Source organism: Virgibacillus senegalensis (assembly GCF_000821245.2).
GTDB lineage: Bacteria > Bacillota > Bacilli > Bacillales > Amphibacillaceae > Sediminibacillus > Sediminibacillus senegalensis.
Map to the genome: position 1 here is coordinate 318,379 of NZ_LN611425.1, position 24,809 is coordinate 343,187.

General features: G+C 42.6%; 24 protein-coding genes. 23 read left to right on the plus strand and 1 reads right to left on the minus strand.

The annotated features are described in order from the left end of the window. The first annotated feature begins 2 nt into the window (after nt 1-2). Together mtaB and deoC are read left to right on the plus strand one after the other, a co-directional pair. On the plus strand, nt 3-1,358 hold the full coding sequence (gene mtaB, locus BN1067_RS12230; protein ID WP_053219122.1) for a tRNA (N(6)-L-threonylcarbamoyladenosine(37)-C(2))-methylthiotransferase MtaB: 1,356 nt from the start codon (nt 3-5) through the stop codon (nt 1,356-1,358). Nucleotides 1,359-1,550: 192 nt separating this feature from the next. Continuing rightward, a complete protein-coding gene (deoC, locus tag BN1067_RS12235; protein ID WP_053219123.1) occupies nt 1,551-2,222 on the plus strand; it encodes a deoxyribose-phosphate aldolase in 672 nt (223 codons plus the stop codon). Between the two features lie 175 nt (nt 2,223-2,397). On the opposite strand, the gene BN1067_RS12240 is transcribed toward deoC, so the two are convergent. Then, nucleotides 2,398-3,327 carry a Na/Pi symporter gene (locus BN1067_RS12240; protein ID WP_053219124.1) on the minus strand — a complete coding sequence of 310 codons (930 nt, stop codon included), beginning with the start codon at nt 3,325-3,327 and terminating at the stop codon, nt 2,398-2,400. Between the two features lie 340 nt (nt 3,328-3,667). On the opposite strand from BN1067_RS12240, the gene rpsU reads away from it, so the two are divergent. The 21 genes from rpsU to rpoD all read left to right on the plus strand — a co-directional run bounded on the left by rpsU (nt 3,668) and on the right by rpoD (nt 24,728). Continuing rightward, complete coding sequence (gene rpsU / locus BN1067_RS12245; RefSeq protein WP_067837072.1) at nt 3,668-3,841, plus strand: 30S ribosomal protein S21; 174 nt, start codon at nt 3,668-3,670, stop codon at nt 3,839-3,841. Nucleotides 3,842-3,862: 21 nt separating this feature from the next. Beyond that, a complete protein-coding gene (locus BN1067_RS12250) occupies nt 3,863-4,309 on the plus strand; it encodes a GatB/YqeY domain-containing protein (RefSeq protein ID WP_053219126.1) in 447 nt (148 codons plus the stop codon). A 495-nt stretch (nt 4,310-4,804) separates the two neighbouring features. Further along, entirely contained in the window at nt 4,805-6,112 is a 1,308-nt protein-coding gene (locus BN1067_RS12255) for an NfeD family protein (RefSeq protein WP_053219178.1), read from the plus strand. Continuing rightward, on the plus strand, nt 6,112-7,101 hold the full coding sequence (gene floA, locus BN1067_RS12260) for a flotillin-like protein FloA (RefSeq protein WP_053219127.1): 990 nt from the start codon (nt 6,112-6,114) through the stop codon (nt 7,099-7,101). Before BN1067_RS12255 ends, floA begins: the two co-directional genes overlap by 1 nt. Nucleotides 7,102-7,132: 31 nt before the next feature. Further along, a complete protein-coding gene (locus tag BN1067_RS12265; RefSeq protein ID WP_053219128.1) occupies nt 7,133-7,648 on the plus strand; it encodes a hypothetical protein in 516 nt (171 codons plus the stop codon). Nucleotides 7,649-7,897: 249 nt separating this feature from the next. Further along, entirely contained in the window at nt 7,898-8,149 is a 252-nt protein-coding gene (yqfC, locus tag BN1067_RS12270; RefSeq protein ID WP_053219180.1) for a sporulation protein YqfC, read from the plus strand. Between the two features lie 26 nt (nt 8,150-8,175). Then, nucleotides 8,176-9,402: a sporulation protein YqfD gene (gene yqfD / locus BN1067_RS12275; RefSeq protein ID WP_053219129.1), complete on the plus strand. Its 1,227-nt coding sequence runs from the start codon at nt 8,176-8,178 to the stop codon at nt 9,400-9,402. Between the two features lie 2 nt (nt 9,403-9,404). Further along, on the plus strand, nt 9,405-10,361 hold the full coding sequence (locus BN1067_RS12280) for a PhoH family protein (protein WP_053219130.1): 957 nt from the start codon (nt 9,405-9,407) through the stop codon (nt 10,359-10,361). An 83-nt stretch (nt 10,362-10,444) separates the two neighbouring features. Next, nucleotides 10,445-12,589, plus strand: a complete 2,145-nt coding sequence (locus tag BN1067_RS12285; protein ID WP_053219131.1) for an HD family phosphohydrolase — start codon at nt 10,445-10,447, stop codon at nt 12,587-12,589. Further along, nucleotides 12,589-13,056, plus strand: a complete 468-nt coding sequence (gene ybeY, locus BN1067_RS12290) for an rRNA maturation RNase YbeY (protein ID WP_053219132.1) — start codon at nt 12,589-12,591, stop codon at nt 13,054-13,056. The genes BN1067_RS12285 and ybeY overlap by 1 nt, the downstream gene beginning before the upstream one ends. Continuing rightward, nucleotides 13,031-13,408: a diacylglycerol kinase family protein gene (locus tag BN1067_RS12295; protein WP_053219133.1), complete on the plus strand. Its 378-nt coding sequence runs from the start codon at nt 13,031-13,033 to the stop codon at nt 13,406-13,408. Before ybeY ends, BN1067_RS12295 begins: the two co-directional genes overlap by 26 nt. A 369-nt stretch (nt 13,409-13,777) precedes the next feature. Beyond that, entirely contained in the window at nt 13,778-14,683 is a 906-nt protein-coding gene (gene era / locus BN1067_RS12300) for a GTPase Era (protein ID WP_053219134.1), read from the plus strand. A gap of 173 nt (nt 14,684-14,856) precedes the next feature. After that, entirely contained in the window at nt 14,857-15,126 is a 270-nt protein-coding gene (locus BN1067_RS12305) for a hypothetical protein (RefSeq protein WP_053219135.1), read from the plus strand. Nucleotides 15,127-15,303: 177 nt separating this feature from the next. Next, nucleotides 15,304-15,453, plus strand: a complete 150-nt coding sequence (locus BN1067_RS12310; RefSeq protein ID WP_110943476.1) for a YqzL family protein — start codon at nt 15,304-15,306, stop codon at nt 15,451-15,453. 79 nt (nt 15,454-15,532) lie between these two features. Beyond that, nucleotides 15,533-16,276 (plus strand): DNA repair protein RecO, encoded by a 744-nt coding sequence (recO, locus tag BN1067_RS12315; protein WP_053219136.1) that lies wholly within the window; start codon nt 15,533-15,535, stop codon nt 16,274-16,276. 313 nt (nt 16,277-16,589) lie between these two features. Beyond that, on the plus strand, nt 16,590-17,480 hold the full coding sequence (glyQ, locus tag BN1067_RS12320) for a glycine--tRNA ligase subunit alpha (protein ID WP_053219137.1): 891 nt from the start codon (nt 16,590-16,592) through the stop codon (nt 17,478-17,480). After that, a complete protein-coding gene (glyS, locus tag BN1067_RS12325; protein ID WP_053219138.1) occupies nt 17,467-19,554 on the plus strand; it encodes a glycine--tRNA ligase subunit beta in 2,088 nt (695 codons plus the stop codon). The genes glyQ and glyS overlap by 14 nt, the downstream gene beginning before the upstream one ends. Nucleotides 19,555-19,630: 76 nt before the next feature. Further along, nucleotides 19,631-20,269, plus strand: coding sequence for a helix-turn-helix transcriptional regulator (locus BN1067_RS12330; protein WP_053219139.1), 639 nt, complete (start codon nt 19,631-19,633; stop codon nt 20,267-20,269). 3 nt (nt 20,270-20,272) lie between these two features. Beyond that, nucleotides 20,273-21,097 carry a pyruvate, water dikinase regulatory protein gene (locus BN1067_RS12335; protein ID WP_053219140.1) on the plus strand — a complete coding sequence of 275 codons (825 nt, stop codon included), beginning with the start codon at nt 20,273-20,275 and terminating at the stop codon, nt 21,095-21,097. A gap of 654 nt (nt 21,098-21,751) precedes the next feature. Continuing rightward, nucleotides 21,752-23,575 carry a DNA primase gene (dnaG, locus tag BN1067_RS12340; RefSeq protein WP_053219141.1) on the plus strand — a complete coding sequence of 608 codons (1,824 nt, stop codon included), beginning with the start codon at nt 21,752-21,754 and terminating at the stop codon, nt 23,573-23,575. 31 nt (nt 23,576-23,606) lie between these two features. After that, nucleotides 23,607-24,728, plus strand: a complete 1,122-nt coding sequence (rpoD, locus tag BN1067_RS12345; RefSeq protein WP_053219143.1) for an RNA polymerase sigma factor RpoD — start codon at nt 23,607-23,609, stop codon at nt 24,726-24,728. The last annotated feature ends 81 nt before the right edge of the window (nt 24,729-24,809 follow it).

Genomic DNA, 24,809 nt, shown 5'->3' on the forward strand with positions numbered 1-24,809 from the left:
AGATGCCTACAGTGGCTTTTCATACATTAGGTTGTAAAGTGAACCATTATGAAACAGAAGGAATTTGGAGAAAGTTTAAAGAAGAAGGGTATGAGCGTGTCGACTTTGATCATCAATCCGATGTGTATGTGATCAACACGTGTACCGTTACCAATACGGGTGATAAAAAAAGCAGGCAGGTAATCCGCCGTGCTATCCGAAAAAACCCAGAGGCAGTTGTTTGTGTTACAGGGTGTTATGCACAAACTTCTCCTGGTGAAATCATGGAGATTCCAGGTGTAGATGTCGTGGTGGGCACACAGCATCGGGAAAAGATGCTTGAATATATCGAGCAGCATAAGCAGAGCAGGCAACCGATCAACGGGGTTTCGAATATCATGAAAAACCGCGTTTTTGAAGAAATGGATGTTCCTGTGTTTACGGATCGAACGAGAGCGTCGCTGAAAATCCAGGAAGGGTGCAACAATTTCTGTACCTTCTGTATCATTCCATGGTCGCGCGGCCTGTTGCGTTCCAGAGAACCCGAAAATGTTTTAAAACAAGCGCAACAGCTGGTCGATGCCGGTTACAAAGAAATTGTCCTTACAGGAATTCATACTGCCGGGTACGGCGAGGATATGAAAGATTACAACTTCGCCCAATTGCTACGTGATTTAGAAGCAAAGGTAGAAGGATTGAAACGTATCCGCATATCTTCTATTGAGGCGAGCCAGATTACGGACGAAGTGATTGAAGTGCTCGATCAGTCGGAGAAAATAGTCCGTCACCTCCATATTCCATTGCAATCTGGTTCCAATACGGTGTTAGAGCGGATGAGAAGAAAGTATTCCGCTGACTTTTATCGCGAGAAAATCGATAAAATCAAGCAAGCTCTTCCAGGACTGGCGATTACTTCCGATGTTATTGTTGGGTTTCCGGGAGAAACTGAGGAAGAATTTCAGGAAACGTATGATTTTATCAGGGAAATTGGTTATTCTGAGCTTCATGTATTCCCTTTTTCGCGTCGGACTGGAACACCTGCAGCACGGATGAAAGATCAAATTGAGGATGAGGTGAAAAATGAACGCGTCCACCGTTTGATTGAATTGTCCGATCAGCAGGCCAAAGAATATGCTTCCCAGTATGAAGGCGAGGTACTGGAAGTGATTCCCGAAGAGCGTTTCGACGAACATGCAGACGATAATGTTTTTGTCGGTTATACAGACAACTACTTAAAAGTTAAATTTGAAGCAAATGATGATATGATTGGAAAAATCGTTCGCGTTAAAATCACTAAAGCTGGATATCCATATAACGAAGGACAGTTTGTCCGAGTCATGGATGAACCGAAAATCAATCAAAAAGCAGAAATTTCATAAAAAACAGCATGGTTAGGGCTTTGAACGAAGGCATTTTCATAAGTCTCCATAAAGGTAAAAACCCGGTAATGCCGGGTTTTTTACTTGTGAAACAGCATCTGATGAGTGTTTGTTCAACAAAATTTGGTTTTTTTGAAACGGAAATGCTATGATGGTTTAAGAGGTTCGTACAACGAGAAAGGAAGGGTACTAATGGATAAAAATATAGCAAATATGATCGACCATACTCAACTAAAACCTGATACCCCCAAGGCAAAGATTGATCAAATCATTCAGGAAGCAAAAGAAAACCACTTTGCTTCGGTATGTGTCAATCCTTATTGGGTTTCTTATTGCTATCAACAGTTAAAGGATACTGACGTAAAAGTCTGTACCGTTATCGGGTTTCCTTTAGGAGCGACTACGACAGAAACCAAAGTATTTGAAACAGAGCAAGCTATTAAAAATGGTGCTACTGAAGTAGATATGGTCATTAATGTGGGAGCTTTGAAAGCCGGTGATACGGATACAGTAGAAAAGGATATAGCCGCTGTCGTGAAAGCAGCAGGGACCCAGGCGCTTACGAAAGTAATCATTGAAACTTCATTGCTTAATGAAGAAGAAAAAGTTTCAGCTTGTCAGCTTGCCAAACAAGCGGGGGCTGACTTTGTGAAAACGTCGACAGGCTTTTCAGGCGGAGGTGCGACCGTTGAAGATATCGCCTTAATGAGAAAAACAGTTGGACCAGACATGGGAGTCAAGGCTTCCGGAGGTGTCAGGGACCGGGAAACAACGGAAGCGATGATTAAAGCTGGAGCGACTCGTATTGGCGCGAGTGCCGGGGTACAAATCATTGCCGGAGAAACAGCAGACACAGATTACTAATGAAAAAAGCACACTGCCAGCGCATACCTTTCATAACAAGGGGATGTCAGGTAGTGTGTTTTTTTATAACAAAGGAAATAAAAAATGAGTAACATTTTAAGCTGCCGAAGACCCACGCCGCATGGTCGAGAAACCAGTAGAAAAATGTTTGGGAATTCCAGCGTACGATCTATTATCAGCCCGTTTTTCCATGAAACCGGATGATAAACTTTTCAAAAGGACCGATGATAGGTAAAAATAGGAGTACAGAGACTACATTGAATAACACGGCAATATGAGCAAGTTGCTTAATAGGATAGCTGGACAATGTTTCGGCAAGATTGGTTAATCCGGTTAAGAAAGGAAGAAAGATCAGAACGCTGAACAGATTGAACCAAACATGGGCCATCGCAGTCAACACAGCTTGTTTTCCTGTGCTAAAAGCTGCAAGGACTGCTGTAAGGCAAGTACCGATATTTGCGCCCAGGACGATAGCTATAGAGGCAGCCATGCTGATTACCCCTTGATTTAAAAAGCTCATGGTAATACCGGTCATTGCACTCGATGATTGGATAGCACCACTGAAAACCATCCCGATAATCACACCGGCTTCAGGATTTAAATGGGTGAAATTGATAGCGTCTGCCAGTAGTGGCAGTTCCACAATCATCGGGGCTAATGATTCAAATCCATCAAGTGCTACAAAGACAGAGCCAATGCCAAACAGAATGGTACCTGCTCCAAAAAATACCTTCAAATTCGTGAATAGGAGGAGGGCACCAGCCACAACAAGCGTCCATTCAGGAATAAATTGACTGAAAGCCAATAATTCACCCGTTGCAGTAGTTCCAATGTTAGCCCCCAGAATAATCCCTAATGATTGCTTGAAAGTCATTAAGCCAACACTTACGAAACTAATCGTCAGTACCATGATCAAGGAACTGCTCTGTAAAATTGCAGTTGCGAGAAGACCCGACAAAATTCCGAAATAATGGTTTTTCGTCATGCCAGCCAGTAAAGGCTCTACTTTGTGGAAGGCTATGTGGTGCAAGCCTGTCCGCAAAACTTGAAAACCGAGAAAAAACAGCATTAAAAATACCGCAGACAAAGAAAGTAAATCCGCCAAACCACTCACCTCGATACATTATATGGACAGGTAATCGAAACATGTCTGGCAAAAAGTTTCTTTTTAATGCTTTTTCAAAGACAATGGTGATTCTGTCGGGAGCTTCGAACACTCCTCGCCCCAAAGGAGTATGCGTATAATTTCTCCGTAAAGCGTAGCGAAATAGCCTTTTTAAAGAAAGAAGAATAGTTGCTATGGAAGAAAAAATAGAATTTATTAGTAATAGCTTGTGAAATAAGTTGACCCGGAAATAGCAATATATTATAATTGTCGGGAGACATATGGAACGATACATATGTCCCAGAAACCTGTTGTATGCTTCGGAGGGAGGGAAATTAGCATGTCAAACACAACTCGCGTTCGTAAAAACGAGTCTCTTGAAGATGCTCTTCGTCGCTTCAAACGCAGTGTATCTAAAAGTGGTACATTGTCTGAATACCGCAAGCGTGAATTTTATGAAAAACCTAGTGTGCGCCGCAAGAAAAAATCTGAGGCTGCTAGAAAGCGTAAGTAACAAAGAGGGTGTAGAAGAGATATGTCATTAGTTGAACATCTGAACCAGGATATGAAACAGGCGATGAAAAACAAGGATAAACAAACCTTGAGTGTCATCCGCATGGTAAAAGCTTCCTTGCAAAATGAAGCCATCAAACTTGGTAAAGATGAATTATCTGAAGAAGAAGAACTAACTGTTTTATCCAGAGAGTTAAAACAGCGAAAAGATTCCCTCCAAGAATTTAAAGAAGCTGGACGCGATGATCTTGCAGAAAAACTTGATGATGAAATAAAAGTTTTACAAGCATATATGCCGAAACAGCTTACGGAAGAAGAACTTGAGCAAATTGTTCAAGAAACGATCCAGGAAGTCGGCGCAACTTCCAAAAAGGATATGGGCAGTGTAATGAGTGCCATCATGCCCAAAGTAAAAGGGCAGGCAGATGGTTCACAAGTGAATCGCCTCGTTCAAAAACACTTGTCTTAATTATTTAAACAAGTGGGCGCATAAAAGAAGAAAGCGGTTTTCGCGAAAGGCGAAAACCGTTTTTTCTTTTATTATAGAACCAGTTGGCCATGCCTAAAGTTCAAATATGTACCTCGTGGCATTAAGTCCATTCCCTGCGTGTTAAAAGGGACTACGACGAGTCTTGTCTTAAGCTAGTCGGGGGTGAACGAGGCGCCTGCGCATTTCTATGTCCAGCTCCGGCGCCTACCCCCTCGAGGTCTTAAGCCAATCCTCTGGTGGCAAAAAAACGCCACGACGAGTCTTGTCTTAAGCTAGTCGAGGGTGAACGAGGCGCCTGCGCATTTCTAAATAGATGGATGAAGTGTAACGGTTAGGGTAAATCTATGTTAAACTGGAGAAAATCCCAAGATTTTTGAAACTAATCCATTAATTTTCCCGTATTAGTAGTATGGATAGAAAGGGGGATAGTAGGTGGAAAGAAGATTAATCATAACTTTCATTGTATGGGTTGCGATGGTAGCGGGCTTGACCGTTGCTGTGTCGCCCGTTCAAGCGGCTGGTGGTGAAGGTAAGCTCGTTTATGTCATACCTGTCGAAAATGAAGTGGAACGTGGTTTGGAAGCCTTCCTGAAGAGGACGACACAGGAGGCAGCCGAAAATAGTGCCGACCATATCATTTTTGAAATAGATACACCAGGCGGCCGAGTCGATGCAGCTGGACAAATTGCTGAGTTGCTGCAGGATTTAGATATTCCGACAACGGCGTTTATTACCAATGAGGCTTTATCAGCTGGTTCATACATAGCGTTGAATACTGATAATATATACATGAAGCCTCATGCAACGATGGGAGCGAGCGGTGTCATTAATTCGGACGGAACAGCCGCTGACAAAAAGGCGCAGTCAGCGTGGATTTCAGCTATGAAGAGTGCTGCATCTTCCAAGGACCGGGACCCTTTATATGCAGAAGCAATGGCAAACCCTTCCATTGATTTACCGGAGTATGGTGCTCCGGAAGGTGAATTTTTAACGCTGGACCCTACAACAGCAGTCGAGGTGGGTTATGCTGAAGCAATTGTTAACCATCGTACAGGACTATTAGCTGAGTTGAACTTGGATAATGCCGAAATCATTGAAACCAATCCTACACTTGCGGAAGGGATAGCCAGATTTTTGACTAATCCAGTAGTGGTACCAATCCTGCTGTCTCTTGCAAGCATCGGTTTGATTGTCGAGCTATATTCTCCGGGATTTGGTATCCCAGGTTCAGTCGGCCTGTTATCCCTCATTTTATTTTTCTATGGTCACATAGTTGCTGGCCTGGCTGGTTACGAAGCGATTATATTGCTGGTTTTAGGGATCATAATGATCATAGCAGAGATCTTTGTACCAGGAGGTATTCTCGGTATTCTGGGGACTGGGGCTGTAGTTGCAGCATTGTTCATGTCTTCAGCAGATATGGGCCATATGGCCATGAGTATTGGTATTGCGGTGCTATCGTCTATTATTGTCTCTGTCCTTTTATTTAAAACAATCGGTCTGGAAAAAGGGTTCTTTAAGAATATTATATTAAAGGATGCCACTACCACGGAGCAAGGTTATGTATCCTCCGTGAGCAGGTTGGACTTAATCGGTTTAGAAGGCAGATCAGTAACCATGCTGCGGCCATCGGGAACTGCTGTTTTCGGGGATGAAAGGCTTGATGTAGTGACCGAAGGGGCTTTTGTCGAGAAAGACACACCGGTCAAGGTTGTCAAAACTGAAGGATCAAGAATTGTGGTAAGACAAATTAACAATCAACACAAACAGGAGGAAGTATAATGACTTTTTATGATTTGTTGCCAATTATCATCGTTGGTCTCATCATTATTGCTCTCGTAGTATTATTCACCTTTATCCCAGTCATGCTCTGGATTAGTGCATTGGCTGCAGGTGTCCGCGTCAGTATCTTTACATTGGTAGGGATGCGACTGAGAAGGGTAGTGCCATCACGGGTAATCAATCCTTTGATCAAAGCCCATAAGGCCGGACTTGGCGTCAACACGAACCAGCTGGAAAGTCACTATTTGGCTGGGGGAAACGTCGATCGGGTTGTCAACGCTTTGATTGCTGCGCAACGCGCTAATATAGAATTGACTTTCGAGCGAGCGGCTGCCATTGATCTGGCTGGCCGTGACGTGCTGGAAGCTGTTCAAATGAGTGTTAATCCGAAAGTAATTGAAACGCCGTTCATTGCTGGTATTGCGATGGATGGAATTGAAGTGAAAGCAAAAGCACGGATTACCGTTCGAGCTAATATTGATCGACTTGTTGGTGGTGCGGGCGAGGATACAGTAATTGCCCGCGTCGGTGAAGGAATCGTAAGTACGATTGGTAGCTCGGACAGTCATACGAAGGTATTAGAAAATCCGGATTCCATCTCACACAATGTCTTATCCAAAGGACTGGATGCAGGAACCGCTTTTGAAATTCTGTCCATTGATATCGCTGATATCGATATCGGTAAAAATATCGGGGCAACCCTTTCCACTGATCAAGCAGAAGCGGACAAAAATATCGCTCAGGCAAAAGCGGAAGAACGCCGTGCGATGGCGGTTGCTCAAGAACAGGAAATGCTGGCGAGAGTGCAGGAAATGCGGGCGAAAGTTGTCGAGGCAGAAGCAGATGTACCGCTTGCACTTGCAGAGGCACTTCGTTCAGGCAACATGGGCGTAATGGATTACATGAATTATAAAAACATTAACGCTGATACAGACATGCGTGATACGATTGGCAAGCTTTCCCAAGAAGAAAATGAAGAAGACCAATAATGACACGCCGGAATCATGAGGAGGGTGATCGATGGAAGATTTATTAGGGATAATCATCCCACTTCTAGCTGTTGTCGGTTGGCTGTTCGGCATGTTCAAGAACGATGAGGAAGAACAGAAGGGCGGCAAACAGACCCGGCCTCGTCCGAGCCCTGCCAGGAATCAGCCTAGCAGTACACAGAATCCTAGTAGAAGAACGGTGGAAGGAAATAGGGACAGGAAGCAAAGGAACCCTGTAGCCTCTGCTCCGTCCAGTCCACAAACCTACTATGAGGAAAAGAAAGCAAAGCTAGCGGAAGCTAAATCGGTTACTGAAACAGACGTTTTCTATCAGCTGGATTCAATACGTGAGGAAATACGTCCACAAGGTATGAAAAAGAAAACCCAAAATCAGTCCGTCGCCAAAAAAAGTACAGCCGCTAAACAAAAGCTTTCGATCCGAAGGAATTTATCCAAAAAAGGAATTGCTGAAAGTGTCGTGATGGCTGAAATACTTGGACAGCCAAGGTCTCTCCGTCCTTATCAAAGAAGACGGCATACGAAGTGAGTTTTCCCCCTTTGCCTATAGGCAAAGGGGGTTTTTGTTCTTCGCAAACATCTGCCAATTAAGGTTCTGTCTGGTTAGTATCTTCTAAATAGTCCGGCTTTTTCTCATATATGGCAAGGCAGTGCATATCATGTATATGGCCGGTCAAAATCTGGATTATTTTGCTGTTCTTATCCTCTGTTTTAGTTCATACATATGATGTGAGAGGGGGCATCCTGGGTGAACAAATGGAAACAGCGCATCGAGAATATGCTGACACAGCATCTTGAACTTCCTTCCGATGTTATCCTCGAACTTCCGAGAATTACGACAATCGGTCAAATCCACGCTTATATAGAAAATCATAAAGGACTCATTCTGTTTTCGGAATCAGAACTCCGTTTGCGTATGAAAGATGGACACCTCCGGATAACTGGAGAAAAATTTGTGTTGAAAATGATGCTGCCGGAGGAGATCCTGCTGGAAGGAAAAATCAAGGAGCTGGCTTTTATTGAGGAGTGACAGGATGGGTGGCAGAGGAGGCAGTAATGAAGTACACACAAGATACCTTTTTCACCGGATCGGTGACCATTAAAGTAACCGGACACCATCCCGAGTTGTTTTTTGACCGTTGTACCCGGGAAGGAATAACTGTCTGGAATGTGAAAAAAATAAACGCAACACAATGTATCGGCAATGTAAGATTATCCGATATTTCCTCGATAAAAAGACTTCGCAGACAAACGATTTATAAGTTGTCTTTTGTATCGCGTAAAGGATTTCCGTTTCTGATACAGCGTGTTTTAAGGAAAAAGCCGTTCATGGCAGGACTGTTCCTGAGCATCCTGCTTGTCATGTTCTTATCGAATATTGTCTGGGACGTCAAGGTAGATAATGTCCCACCAGAAATAGAAGCAAAAATCATTGAAAAATTGGACGAGTATGGAATCCGTTCAGGAGCACTTAAGTTTACTATCGAAACACCGAGTGACATTCAACAGCGGTTGCTCGATGACCTTCCAGAATTGTTATGGGTCGGAGTGACTGAAAAGGGGACAACCTATCAGCTGGAAGCTGTGGAAAAATCGATAGTCGAAGAACCAGAGAAGCCAGGACCGCGCAATCTTGTTGCGGCAAAAAAAGGTGTCATCGTAGACATGTTTGTCGCCAAAGGGCTGCCAGTGGTAGAGGTGAACGACTTGGTGAAACCTGGACAGGTATTGGTTTCCGGGAATCTGAACGGGAATCTGGCTGATGAACAGGAAGACGGGGAAGAAAAACAAGCTAAGCAAGAGAAACTGGTAGCCGCAGAAGGAAAGGTAATTGCCGAGACATGGTATGAGGTGGAAACGACAGTACCTTTAAAAGCAAATTATCAAACCCTAACAGGTGAGAGTGAAACCAAATATCAGATCCATTTAGGGAAATTGAAGATTCCGATTTGGGGATTTAAAAAGGTTGAATACGAACATGTATATAAAGAAATAACAAGCAAACCACTTTATTTTCTTCATTGGACGCTTCCGATTTCTATCGTGGAGGAACAGTGGAATGAGCAAGCCCCTTTTAACGAGAAACGGAGCCGGCAAACGGCCAGAGAGGAAGCTGTCAAGCAGGCTTCAAAGCAGCTTCATAGTGAACTGGGAAAGGATGCCAAAATCGATTTTCAAAAAGTTTTGCACGAACGTATCGAGAGTGGTAAAGTTAAGTTAACTCTTTATTTTAAAGTTGAGGAAGATATAACAAAAATTCAACCAATATCTCAAGGAGATTGATTATGCCTGAAGATTTAAAAACGATCGATTTACAACTGGAAAATCCAAACGAAGCACTTACTTTGTTTGGAACAGAAGATAGACATCTAAAACAAATCGAACAACACCTGAATGTATCGATTGTCACGCGGGGGGAACAGGTCAGTGTTTCCGGAACTCCGGAAGACATTCAGCTGATCGGCGACATTTTGCATGCGTTACTCCATATTGTGCGGAAAGGCTTGACGATCACCGAACGGGATGTTGTATATGCAGTCGATCTCGCTAAAAAAGGTAAAATAGATCAATTTGAAACGTTGTTTGAAGACGAAATCACCAAAAACGCCAAAGGAAAATCGATTCGCGTTAAAACGCTCGGACAGCGAAATTACGTGAATGCAATTAAATCAAACGACCTTGTATTTGGCATAGGTCCTGCTGGGACAGGAAAAACGTATTTAGCAGTGGTCATGGCCGTAACAGCTCTAAAAAAAGGACTCGTGAAAAAAATCATCTTGACAAGACCTGCTGTGGAAGCGGGAGAAAGTCTAGGCTTCCTGCCAGGAGACTTGAAAGAAAAAGTTGATCCGTATTTGCGGCCCTTGTATGATGCATTGCATGATGTTCTTGGCAACGAGCACACGTTGCGGCTGATAGAAAGAGGCACGATTGAAATCGCACCTCTTGCCTATATGAGAGGAAGAACGCTTGACGATGCCTTTGTCATTCTCGACGAAGCGCAAAATACGACACCAGCACAAATGAAGATGTTTCTTACCAGACTAGGTTTTGGTTCAAAAATGGTTATAACCGGCGATATTACGCAAGTCGACCTCCCTATGGGGGTAACATCTGGCTTGAAAGCTGTGGAAGCCAGGTTATCGTCCATTAAAGGGATTGCTTTTATGTACTTGAAACAGTCAGACGTTGTCCGTCATCCACTTGTACAGAAAATTATCGATGCATATGAAGAAGAGTAAGTAACTAACTTCAGGATTTAAGACCCGCTCTCCAGGGTCTTATTTCTGTATAATCCGCTCTTTTCCAAAAATGAGGTGAAGGAATGAAGCATTACTGGAACCGGTTAAAACAATTACCTGTTTATCAGAATAAATGGTGGAAAATTAGTTTGGCCGTTTTGCTTTTGTGCATGTTTTTCTTTTTTATCACGCTCTCCAATGTGTCTACAGAAACTTATAATATCGAACGATTCAGCGAAGCGAAAGAAACCATCCGTTCGCCTCTGTCGATAGAAGACAAAAAAGAGACAGCGCGTGAAAGAAGAGAAGCGATCAAAGCTGTAGAAGACCGGTATGAAATCTCCACGGAGATCACCCAGGAACGGGTAGGATATGTCAATGAATTGTTTGAAGCAATCGATAAACTTGAGGAAGAACAAAGTGCAGAAAGCAGCAGTGAGGAAGATACGTCTGCAGTTTCCGTCAAAGAGAAAGCCCAGAATCTGCAGCAAATCATTTCACCGGAATTGAGCGAAACGTTCGAACAAGAAGAACTGATCGAATTACTTAATGCTAGTCCAGAGAAAAGAACCTTATCTAAAGAGTTATTGACTACTTCCATTTATGAAGTTATGAATGATGGTGTGACATCCGAAACAGTCGAAAATGCCGTGAATGAAGTAAATGAGAAGCTTCAATATTCCAGTCTGGATGAACAAATGAAGGAAGTTCTCTACATATTAAGTGAGTTTGCCGTAGTGGAAAATTCTTTTTATGATGCGGAGAAAACGGTGGAAGCACAAAAGCATGCATCAAACAATGTAGAACCAGTAATGATTAGGGCTGGTGAAATCATTGTAACCGAAGGTCAGACAATTACTAATGAAATTTATGAGCAATTGAAACTGGTCGGCCTTTTAAGCGAAGATCGAAATGTTTATCCTCTGATCGGTCTGAGTTTGCTGATTTTGCTTATCGGAGGGACGATTACCTATGAGATGCATATTCATTCCAAAAAAAGGGGAATAGATGTAAGAAAGATCGCTTCCATCATTTTAATCAGCGTGCTGATGGTTTCTTTGATGAAAGTGGCGAGTGTCTTTACGGATTCAGTCAATCAGTTATTCTTTCTTGTTCCCGCAGCCATGGGTGCCATGCTTTTGAAAATATTACTGGATGAACGCCTGGCGCTGGCGATGTCGATTTTGTACAGCATTCTGGCAAGTTTGATTTTCAATGCTGATATACCGGGTTCGCTGAACATGGAAGCAGGAATCTATATACTATTCTCTCAACTAGCCGGCATCATTTTCTTAACCAGTTTGAAGGATCGAATTGCGATTTTGAAAGCAGGGATAGGAATTACGCTAGTACACATACTTACCGTACTATTATTTTTATTTCTTTCCTTTGAGAAATATGCCATGGCAGACGTTTTGAACTTTAGCGGCTATGGAATCGTTTCTGCCTTTCTTTCTTCTGTTTTAACCATTGGCCTTCTGCCGTTTTTTGAAACAGGATTGGGAATTTTGTCTGATACCAAACTGCTGACTTTATCTAATCCGAATCATCCTTTATTACGGAAGATATTGATTGAAGCACCGGGGACTTACCATCATAGTGTCATGGTGGCAAATCTAAGTGAAACTGCCTGCGAGGCTGCGGGCGCCAATGGTCTGCTGGCGAGGGTCGGTTCGTATTATCATGATTTGGGGAAAACCGAACAGCCGCATTATTTTATTGAAAATCAAATAGGAATAAAAAATCCTCATGACATGCTGCAGCCAAAGCAAAGCGCCGAGATCATCCTTCACCATCCATATTCAGGGGCGCGTCTGCTTAGGAAGCATAAACTGCCTAAAGAAATCGTCGATATTGCGGAACAACATCATGGAACAAGTCTTTTACAGTATTTTTATTATAAAGCAAAAGAGCAAAACAAACAGGTGAAGGAGACAGATTATCGGTATCCCGGTCCTTTACCGCAAACAAAAGAAGCAGCTATTGTCTGTATTTGTGATTCAGTAGAGGCGGCTGTCCGCTCATTGAAGGAACCGACAAATGAAAAAATTGAAGAGATTGTGACTTCGATCATTCATCATAAGCTGATGGATGGACAGTTGAATGACGCGCCATTAACATTCAAGGAGTTGGAGAAAATCCGCAGAGCAATCTGTGAAACGCTAAATGGTATTTTCCATTCGCGGATCCAGTACCCTACAGACCAAGAAGTGAAGGAGGCAAATTAATGCATATTGATTTTCATGATGAAACAAATAAAGTAGAAGAAGATACTGTCGACCTGATACAGCGCCTGCTATCTTTTGCTGCCGAAAAGGAAGGGATCACAGAGGAATCCGAGGTTTCCGTGAATTTCGTTGACAACGAAGAGATTCAGATTATCAATCGTAATTACCGGCAGCAGGACAAACCGACGGATGTGATTTCATTTGCTCTACAGGAAGAAGGGGAAGGGGAACTGAAAGTAATCGGGGAAGATATTCCACTGGTTCTGGGTGACATTGTTATATCTGTTGACAGGGCTGCTGAACAGGCAGAGGAGTATGGGCATTCCCTGCAACGGGAATTTGGCTTTTTAGCCCTTCATGGATTTTTACACCTGCTTGGCTATGATCATATACAAAAAGAAGACGAACAGAAGATGTTCCAGCGACAAGAGGAAATTTTAAATGCATTTGGACTCGAAAGGAAATAAAAAGAAGCGGACGGTAGGTTTTACGTTTGCTTTGCGTGGATGGAAATATGCCTGGAAGGAGCGGAATCTGCGATTACAGGCTGTCGTTGCCGCGTTTGTTTTGTTAATGGGAGTATTTTTTCAACTCGCAACGATGGAATGGATCATCCTTGTATTCGTTATCGGCTTGGTTATAGCCATGGAAATGATCAATACAGCAGTTGAACGTCTGCTTGATTATTTGGCACCAGAGTTCCATCCGCAGGCTGGCGTTATTAAAGACATCGCCGCTGGCTCTGTTCTTGCAGCGGCCGTTGCAGCTGCTATAATAGGAGCAATTATCTTCTTGCCTAGAATTGTTCAGTTGTTTTGACAGCCGTACTGTTAGTCCCGGCCCCTGTTAAATAGGCCGGGCTTTTCTTTTTACTATGGGAGCAAATTTTTTCGTAGCTTTAGGTCAGCACTTTACTGATTGAGGATGCAAAGAACTATCACTTAAGCCTAGCAGTTTCCAATAAGGAAATTAATTTAAAAAATCGCAAAAGATGATATTAAGAAAGTGTTCGTATAAACTAAGTTCTAAGCGTTTAAATTTATGTAGATTTTTCGGTTTTCTTTTATGTTGCTTTTGTATTACAACTTTTTTAGAGAGGTTTTGTCGAATCCATGAAAGGGGTAATTTTTTATAGTAAAATAAAAGAAGCCACAGGATGAAAAAGGAATAAACGATGGAGGATACAACATGGATGCAGCATACAAGTCAGGATTTATATCAATTATCGGCAGACCGAACGTCGGAAAATCGACCTTCATGAACCGAGTCATTGGGCAAAAGATTGCTATTATGAGTGATAAACCGCAGACGACCCGAAATAAAATCCAAGGGGTATTGACAGAAGAGGATGCACAAATGATTTTCATCGACACGCCTGGTATCCACAAGCCCAAGCATAAGCTTGGTGATTTCATGGTAAAGGTGGCAGAAAATACACTTAATGAAGTGGATGCAGTGATGTTTATGATCAATGCAGAAGAGGGGTATGGAAGAGGCGACCAGTTTATTCTGGATCGCTTGCAGAATGTTTCCAATCCTGTGTTTTTGATTATCAACAAAATTGATCAGGTTCATCCTGATCAATTGCTACCGCTTATCGATGAATATAAAGACAAGTATGAATTTGAAGAAATAATCCCGATTTCAGCATTGGAAGGAAACAATGTCGCTCATTTGCTTGAAGTCCTAAAATCGCATTTACCGGAAGGACCACAATATTATCCGGAAGATCAAGTCACCGACCACCCGGAGCGTTTTATTATCAGTGAATTGATCAGAGAAAAAGCGTTGCAGCTAACAAGAGAAGAGATTCCCCATTCCATTGCTGTCGTTATTGACAATATAGAGGTCAGGGAAAAAGGCGGAAGTGTTTTTATACAAGCTACAATCGTGACGGAAAGAAAATCACAAAAGGGCATTATTATCGGGAAGCAAGGTTCCATGCTTAAAGAAATCGGCAAACGTGCCAGACAGGATATCGAAGCATTGCTCGGAACAAAGATATACTTAGAATTATGGGTGAAAGTACAAAAAGATTGGCGCAACCGACCAAACCAGTTGACAGAATTCGGATTCAACAACGAAGAGTACTGAACTCGCGCAGGTACAATAGCCGAAAGATCTCTCTTCTGTTCATACATGGTAAATATTAAAACACATGCATTCAGAGGAAGCGGGTCATCCTATAACTGTACGATAAACCGGAAAAAATGAACCTCGTGCCAGCTCAAAGTTAAATCCATTGTGCAGGTGAATGAAGGCCCGGAGTGTATAAGAACATACATGAGGAACCGAAAAGCGAAACGAACAAAGAAATGCGCAGAACCATTTTACCGGATATTTTGTACTTCCAATCAATAAAAGTTCGAAAAGAGGATAAAAAGGGCCAAGTAGTTCGAGGCAGTGAAGGTTTGAGGTCCGGAGTGTATAAGAACATACATGAGGAACCGAAAAGCGAAACGAACAAAGAAATGCGCAGAACCATTTTTACCGGATATTTTGAACTTCCAATCAATAAAAGTTCGAAAAGAGGATAAAAAGGGCCAAGTAGTTCGAGGCAGTGAAGGTTTGAGGTCCGGAATGTATAAGAACATACATGAGGAACCGAAAAGCGAAACGAACAAAGAAATGCGCAGAGCCATTTTTACCGGATATTTTGAACTTCCTATAAGATTTCTCATTACTAAACAGTTCATAGAAAGGTGGGGTTTCTTGTGCTCGACTTTCCCTGGAAAATATTCAGTCAAACAGGAAACATTGAAACCTATTTACTGATGAAAGAAATGGAATCTTACTACGATGAAGAATCGTCAGCTAACTTGAATTATAAAGAGCAAATGCAAGAACTCGATAGAAATTTATAAGCGATAGTTGCGCCGCTGATTGGAACGGGCGGCGCCTTCTTGATTGCGTCTTTACGTTGAAAGGGATTGGTGAATCAATTTGTTTGAAAAAACAGAGGGCATCATTCTGCGGACGCAGGATTATGGGGAAACACATAAAATTGTGACTATTTTAACGCCATCACACGGAAAAATCGGTGTTGTTGCCAGAGGAGCCAAAAAACCGAAAAGCCGGATGGCCGCTATTACCCAGCCGTTTATCCATGGACAATTTTTAATACAGACCGGAAGAAATTTGGGGACCCTTCAACAAGGCGAGGTGCTTACTTCCTTTCGTCCGATCAGGGAAGATATTATTAAAACGGCCTATGCTACTTACCTTGCCGAACTCACTGATAAATTGGTGGAACCGAACCATTATGATCCTTTTTTGTTTCAACAACTGCACCAAACTCTAACCTGGGTAGCGGAAGGGAAGGACACAGAAATTCTGACCATTATTTATGAATTGAAAATTTATCAACGCGCTGGTTTCGCTCCTGAGCTGCAACAGTGTGTTAATTGCGGAAATCCAAAGGGGCCGTATGCTTTTTCGGCTGCAGAGGGTGGTTATCTTTGTCCACGCTGCCGCCATATTGATGAGTATGCGATATCTCTTTCCGAAAACCTTTCAAGGATTTTTTCGATGTTTGCGTCGATTGCCATGGAACGGATCGGAAACATATCCATTAAGCCGGAAAACAAGCAGCTGCTGAAAAAAATGATGGAAGAATATTATGAGCGGTATGGTGGTTACCATATCAAGTCAAAGAAGTTTTTAAACCAGCTGGACTTGTTGAAATAACACTTCAATTGACAAAAAGAATAAAATTCAGTAAGGTTAAATAAAAACTTACATATTGTGTTGATAGTAAGTAGTACTTGGACCATTTTTCTAAAAGCGAATCCAGGATAGTGAGAGCTGGAGTAGAAAAAACCAGGGAAGGCATGCTGGAGCAATTTATCGAAAGTGGCTTTTCTGTTACCGGAAAAGCAAGTAGGGTGGAACCGCGGATATCCCGTCCCTATGTCTTTAACAGGCATAGGGACGGTTTTTTGTCGTAAAACAGCAGAATACCCGCTTGGTGTTTCAATAAGTTAATCGGAGGAATGAGAAAATGAATATTCAGCAAATGATCTTAACTTTGCAAAAGCACTGGTCTGATCAAAACTGCATTTTAATGCAAGCGTACGATGTAGAAAAAGGGGCAGGAACCATGTCGCCGATGACATTGCTGCGTAGTCTTGGCCCTGAGCCTTGGAATGTGGCATATGTGGAGCCGTCACGCCGGCCTGCAGACGGCAGATACGGTCAGAATCCGAATAGGCTTTATCAGCACCACCAATTTCAGGTAATTATGAAACCATCTCCAGATAATATTCAGGAACTATATTTAGATTCTTTACGTGCGCTGGGAATTGATCCATTGGAGCATGATATCCGTTTTGTCGAGGATAACTGGGAAAACCCTACTTTGGGTGCTGCCGGACTAGGATGGGAAGTTTGGCTTGATGGGATGGAAATCACCCAATTTACGTATTTTCAGCAAATCGGCGGATTGGAAGCAAACCCCGTAGCTGTGGAGCTGACATATGGCATAGAAAGGCTTGCCTCTTATATACAGGACAAAGAAAACGTGTTCGATTTAGAATGGACGGATGGCGTTACTGTTTCCGATATCTTCCTCCAGCCTGAATATGAACATTCCAAGTATACATTTGAAGAGTCTGATACAGACATGTTATTTGAATTGTTCTCTACCTATGAAAAGGAAGCGAAGCAAACGATGGAGAAAGGGCTGGTATTTCCGGCTTATGACTATGTGTTGAAATGCTCCCACACCTTTAATCTTCTAGATGCCAAGGGAGTTATTTCCGTAACAGAAAGAACTGGATATATTTCAAGAGTCCGGAACTTGGCTCGGGAAATAGCCAAAATATATGTCGAAGAGCGGGAACGCTTAGGTTTCCCAATGTTAAAGGAGGCGGCAAACAATGACAACGACTAATATCTTATTCGAAGTAGGACTGGAAGAAATGCCGGCCCGTTTCCTAGATGATGCGCAAACACAATTGAAAGAAAAAACAACGGCCTGGCTTGATGAATTAAGAGTACCCCATCAAGGAATCGTGGTGTATTCGACACCTAGACGTCTCGCTGTGTTGATCAAAGATGCCGCTGATAAACAGCCGGATATAGAAGAAGAGGCCAAAGGACCGGCAAAAAGCATCGCGATCGATGAAAATGGAGAGTGGACGAAGGCTGCGATTGGATTCTCCAGAGGACAAGGAAAGACAGTTAAAGATATTTACACCAAAGAAGTAAATGGGACGGAGTATATTTTTGTCAGGAAGTTTATCGAAGGCAGAAAGACGATTGATTTGCTCCAGGGATTCAAAGAGGTAGTGTTAAAAATCAACTTTCCGAAAAGCATGCGCTGGAGTGATTTGAACCTTCGTTATGTACGGCCGATTCGCTGGATTACTGCCTTGTTCGGAAGCCAAATCGTGTCGTTAGAAATCGCAGGGGTGACCGCTTCGAACAAAACGGATGGACACCGTTTTCTTGGTGAATCGGTTGCGTTATCAACTGCAGATGAATACCCTAGTAAACTGAAAGAGCAGTATGTAATGGTAGACCCTGCCGAACGGGAACAGAAAATACGTGAAGAAATTGCACAATTACAAGAGGAGAAAGGCTGGAAGGTGTCTGTAGATGACGATTTAGTAGATGAAGTGAAACACTTAGTCGAATATCCTACTGTTTTTTCCGGTTCTTTTGATGAAGAGTTCCTCGAGGTTCCGGAAGAGGCTTTGATTACATCCATGAAAGAACATCAGCGTTATTTTCCTGTCCGGGACGCAGAGGGCAATCTACTCCCGAACTTCGTAGCTGTAAGGAATGGCGATAGCAATCATATCGACACGGTTGCCCGTGGTAATGAAAAGGTCTTACGAGCAAGACTTTCGGATGCCCGGTTCTTTTATGAAGAAGACAAGAAACAATCGATTGAAGATAATGTGAAAAAGCTGGATAAAATGGTATTTCAAGAGAAGCTGGGAACCATCTCTGATAAAGTGAGTCGAGTGACGCAATTGACAGACCAAATCAGTCAATTGGTTGCCGTGGATGCTGTGGTAAGAAAGCAGGCAGTTCGTGCGGCTGAGATTTCAAAATTTGACTTGGTGACAAACATGGTCAATGAGTTTACGAAACTTCAAGGGGTCATGGGTGAAAAATATGCTTTGTTGTCTGGCGAAAGCAAGCAAACGGCTAAAGCCATCAATGAACATTATATGCCTCGGCATGCGGGGGATAATCTTCCCACTTCAACAGAAGGGGCCCTTGTAAGTGTTGCGGATAAACTGGATACAATCATTGGCTGTATTTCAGTCGGCATCATTCCTAGCGGTTCCCAGGATCCGTATGGACTGAGAAGACAGGCTATAGGGGTTTTGCAGATTTTGAAAGATCAAAAATGGCAGGTGGAATTGGAACAATTGTTGGAAGAAGCTTATCAACAATTTGAAGTTACTGGTATTCCTACCCGGAGCAAGCAAGAAGTAATGCAAGATGTATCTGAATTTTTTGGTCACCGTGCATCTTATCTTATGAAAGAGGCAGGAATCGATCAGGATGTCATCGAAGCAGTACTTCACGCAGGGATCGGAGTTTATCAATTCACCTTCGAAAAAGCGGTGGTCTTGGCAGAAAAAAGGCAGGATGAAACCTTCAAACCTGTACAGGAGGCGCTGGGACGCGTCATGAATTTGGCTGCCAAAGCAGGGGCTGGAGAAGTTCGGCAGGAATTATTTGAAAATGATACAGAAACAGCGCTTTATGCTGAAGTGAATAAGTCACTACCGGACTATCAGCGCGCCATGGAGCAGCAAAAGGCGGAACTAGCGTTGCAAATTCTAGGGGAACTAGCAGGACAAATTCACGAATTTTTCGATCATACGATGGTCATGGCGGAAGATGAGTCACTTAAAAATAACCGGCTTGCCTTGTTAAACAAAATAGCATCCATGGTTTATCGATACGCTGACTTATCAAAAGTACAATGGAAACAACAGTTCTGACAGATTCCGGTTTATAAATGGCAAGCCTGTCTATACTGAGAAAATACATGGTATATGCCGAGAAGGTGGTGAAAGGATGGAACTTTCCAATCGACAACAGCAGATTATTGAGATTGTGAAAAAGCATGGTCCGATAACAGGAGAGAATATTGCGGAGAAACTCCAACTGACAAGGGCTACGCTTCGACCAGATTTATCCGTCCTCACCATGTCCGGCTTCCTGGATGCCCGTCCGAGAGTGGGCTATTTCTTCACCGGAAAAACCGGGTTTGAATTGCTTGCTGATAAATTGAAAAAAGTGCGAGTCAAGGATTTCCAATCCATTCCCATTGTCATCAATGAAAACGATTCGGTATATGATGCAATCAGCAAAATGTTTCTGGAGGATGTCGGTACTTTGTTTGTGGTGGATGAATTGTCCATTTTGACAGGGGTGGTTTCACGTAAGGATTTGCTGCGTGCAAGTCTCGGCAACCAGGACTTAGCCAGTCTGCCGGTACATATTATCATGACAAGGATGCCTAATGTCACGATTTGCAGAAAAGAGGATTATCTCATCGATGCAGCGAAACAACTGATTGGCAAACAAATTGACGGGCTGCCTGTGGTGGAAGATACAGATGCGGGGTTGCAGGTTGTCGGCCGGATTACAAAAACAAATATGACAAAAGCGTTAGTCGAATTTACTGGAAATGGCACACTGCAGGGAGGTTAGAAGATGGCAAAACCCTTTGTTTATATTGTTTCAGATTCAGTAGGAGAGACAGCAGAACTAGTGGTCAAAGCTGCATTAAGCCAATTTGATAACAGTGGCGAATATCACCTTCACCGGGTTCCATATGTGGAAAACCTCGTACTTCTTGAGGAAACACTCAATCAGGCCCAGGAAAAAGGGGCGATAATCGCTTTCACATTGGTTAATCCAACATTCAGAGAATATATTCTGAAGGAAGCAAAGGCAAGAAATATGGAATGCATTGATATTATGGGTCCACTGATGGATGCCATGGAAAAAGTCTATGAAAGAAAGCCACGATTGGAGCCGGGACTCGTTCATAAATTAGATGAAGATTATTTTAAACGGGTAGAAGCAATTGAATTCGCTGTGCGCTACGATGATGGAAGGGACCCGAGAGGGATTTCAAAGGCAGATATCGTATTGATAGGGGTTTCGCGGACCTCCAAAACGCCGCTTTCCCAGTACCTTGCCCATAAACGCTTGAAAGTTGCCAATGTCCCTATAGTACCAGAGGTGAATCCGCCGGAGGAACTATTTCAGGTGGATCCAAATCGTTGCATAGGCTTGAAGATTAGTCCGGAAAAGTTAAATGATATTCGAAAAGAACGATTAAAGGCGTTGGGCCTTGGGGACCAGGCAAGCTACGCGAACAGGGAACGGATTTTACATGAATTGGAGCATTTTGAAAAAGTGGTAGAAAGAATCGGGTGCCATGTAATCAATGTTTCGAATAAAGCAGTGGAAGAAACAGCCAATGTCATTCTGAATATAAGAAAGCAATTGCTTTTAAATGGAAAATCTTAATAACCAAGCATGATATACATGAAACCCTTGCCCGATGCTAGTAAGCAGGGGTTTCCCTATGCATTTGAACAGTGACAAATATCATTCCCTTTTAAAATGGCTGGAATCGTAATAAAAAAGTCCTTACCTGTCCATCTAATAAAGAAGGACTTGGATAGAAAGGACTATAAAGTGGTGTCATCGATTGCCTTTGTTGTTCAAAGACGTTCTTTCGTGTGAAAGTAGCCGATAAGAAAAAATATTAGCATTTTCTATTTTTCTGTATTATAATTATTTTTTGTGAAAAAATGTTTCTATAATGTCCTAGCCTATTTGGACAGATTTTTATTCGGGAATGCTAAATTCTGAAAAATAAAAACATAGGAAAAAGGAAGGATTCTTCGTTTTCGTGTAGAATAGAAAACTAGCTGTTTTCTTTTTGGATCTTTTCTTTCTAATATTTTTTTCTAATTCGTAGTCAGAATAGAGCAGGTATTGGTTTGACCCTTCCCAGCAAAGGTTACATTAAAGTGAGGCGGCTGTGACGACCTCTTATCCCTTAGAGCAAGGGTTATGTGTTATAGAAATAGGAATAAGTTATTTTTAAAAAAGATTGTCGAATTTTGCAGGGTTTTCTTAGTCTTTATAGAATAAACGTAGAGCATGGTGATTCTAATGAGTGGTCAAATCCCTGAAGAAACGATAGAAGAAATTAGAAAAGCCAATGATATCGTGGATATCGTGGGAGAATATGTTCAATTAAAAAAGCAGGGCAGTAATTATTTCGGGTTATGCCCTTTCCATGGGGAAAAGACACCTTCTTTTTCCGTAACACAGGATAAGCAGATTTTTCATTGCTTTGGCTGTCAAAAAGGCGGCAATGTTGTGACGTTTGTGATGGAAATGGAAGGCTTCAGTTTTTATGAAGCACTGAAGCATCTAGCTGAAAAAAGCGGCCACTCCCTGCCCGATAGTTACCAGCCAGCTGGTCAAAGCGAGAAGGTGAGCCCGGAAAACCAGAGTGTGCTCCATGCTTATGAATGGCTGACAAAACTTTATCACCATTTGCTTCGCCATACGAAAGAAGGTAAGGCTGGTTACCAGTACTTAATCGACAGGGGATTTACTGATGAGGTGATCGATACTTTCCAATTGGGTTTCTCCCCGAATTCCAAGGAGTTCATCGTCCAATTTCTCGAGAAGAAAGGGTTTCATCCGCAAACCATGGTCAAGGCGGGCCTCTTGGCGATGAATGATCAACAGGAAGTCTCCGACCGATTCAGGGGCAGGGTTATTTTTCCGATACGCAACCATCTCGGGAAGACTGTCGGATTTGGAGGCAGGTCGATAAATAATCTAGAGCCGAAATATTTAAACAGCCCGGAATCGGAGCTATTTCATAAAGGAAAACTGCTATACAATTTTGATTTAGCAAGGAGCAACATCCGTAAACGGGAAGAAGCAGTGTTGTTTGAAGGGTATGCAGATGTAATATCTGCATATACAGCTGGCGTCACCAACGGCGTAGCTACTCTGGGAACTGCCATCACAGAAGCACAGGCCAAACTGCTGCGACGATACGTGGACACAGTGGTTATTTGTTATGATGCGGATAGTGCCGGCATACAGGCATCTTATAAAGCGGCCAAAATTCTGAAAAAAGCAGGTTGCACAGTTAAGGTAGCCAATATGCCAAACGGGATGGATCCGGATGAATTCATTCAACAAAACGGTGCCGAACGCTTTCGGAAAGAGGTAGTCGACGTTAGCGATACGTATATGTCCTTCCTCATGCGATACCTGAAAAAAGATTATAATCTAAATTTGGAAGGAGATCGCATACAATATGTTGAAAGTGTACTCGATGAAGTTGCCTTGATAGAGAGACCTGTGGAAAGAGAGCATTATTTGAAGGAATTAGCAAATGAATTTGAATTATCTATGGATACTTTATCTCAAGAGATAGCTGCTAGAAGGCAAAAGATAGGGCACAAGCAGGATAAGATGGTGCAAAAGAGCAATACTAGTATGGCGACAGCCACATACAGTCAAAAGAAATTGCTGCCGGCTTATCATAATGCCGAGAAGCAATTGATTGCTTATATGCTCAACAATCCATCGATTGCCGAAAAAGTAAAAGATGAACTCGGCGGATCATTTAATGTGGAGCAGCACCAAGTAATTGTTACGTATTTATATGCTTATTATGAAGAAGGAAACGGTGCGGATGTCAGTCAGTTTTTGGAAAGACTTCCAGACCCGTCTATCCAAAGTTCAGTTGTCCAAATTGCAATGATGCCGATCCACCAGGATATCAGCGATAGGGAGATTAATGATTATATCCGCCTCATCCGGGTGGAACACAGTGATGAAGCAACCATTAAAACGCTGAAAGCGGAGCAAAAGTTGGCAGAAAAACAAAATGATCCTGTAAAGGCCGCTCAGATAGCTATGCAGATTCTTGAGATTAGAAAGCAAATGAAGAATTCAATTCATTGATATAGAAGTAAGTCTGGAAGGAGGGGGACTCATGGCAGATAACAAGCCATCACGTTCTAAAGAAAATGAAAATGAGCTGACCCTGGAGCAAGCGAAGGACCAGTTGCTTGAGCTGGGAAAAAAGCGCGGGGTGCTAGCATATGAAGAAGTAGCAGAACGTCTGTCCAACTTTGAGTTGGAATCAGAGCAGATGGACGAGTTTTATGAGTACCTGAATGAACAGGGTGTAGAAGTAATCGGGGATTCCGAAGAGGACCCAAGTATGCAGCAGCTTTCAAAAGAAGAGGAATTCGATTTAAATGACCTCAGTGTGCCGCTGGGCATAAAAATCAATGACCCGGTAAGGATGTATTTGAAAGAAATCGGAAGAGTTGATTTACTATCGGCAACGGAAGAAATCAATCTGGCAAAGCGAATCGAAGAAGGGGAGGAAGAAGCCAAAAGAAGACTGGCTGAAGCTAACCTTCGACTTGTTGTAAGTATTGCGAAGCGTTATGTCGGACGAGGAATGCTGTTTCTTGACTTAATCCAGGAAGGTAATATGGGGTTGATTAAGGCAGTAGAAAAATTTGATTACCGTAAAGGGTATAAATTCAGTACCTACGCTACTTGGTGGATTCGTCAGGCGATAACCAGGGCGATAGCTGACCAGGCCCGGACAATCCGGATACCGGTGCATATGGTCGAAACCATTAACAAACTGATACGTGTACAGCGTCAACTTTTGCAGGATCTTGGCAGAGAACCGATTCCGGAAGAAATTGCAAAAGAAATGGAACTGACACCGGACAAAGTACGGGAAATTTTGAAAATAGCACAAGAACCAGTATCACTTGAAACGCCGATCGGAGAAGAGGACGATTCGCATTTAGGTGACTTTATCGAGGATCAGGAAGCAACTTCTCCTTCCGATCATGCAGCATATGAGCTGTTGAAAGAGCAGCTGGAAGATGTACTCGATACGTTAACCGATCGGGAAGAAAATGTATTGCGGCTTCGTTTCGGTCTGGATGACGGGCGAACCAGGACACTTGAAGAAGTTGGAAAAGTGTTTGGTGTTACCAGAGAACGAATTAGACAGATCGAAGCAAAGGCATTACGCAAGTTGCGCCATCCAAGCCGAAGCAAACGGCTAAAAGATTTCCTCGAATAGAGAGATGGTGTTGTTTGAAGCTGAACTTAGTCATTGTGCGTTTGTACAATGACTTTGATTTTGCTTCAAATGGTACATACG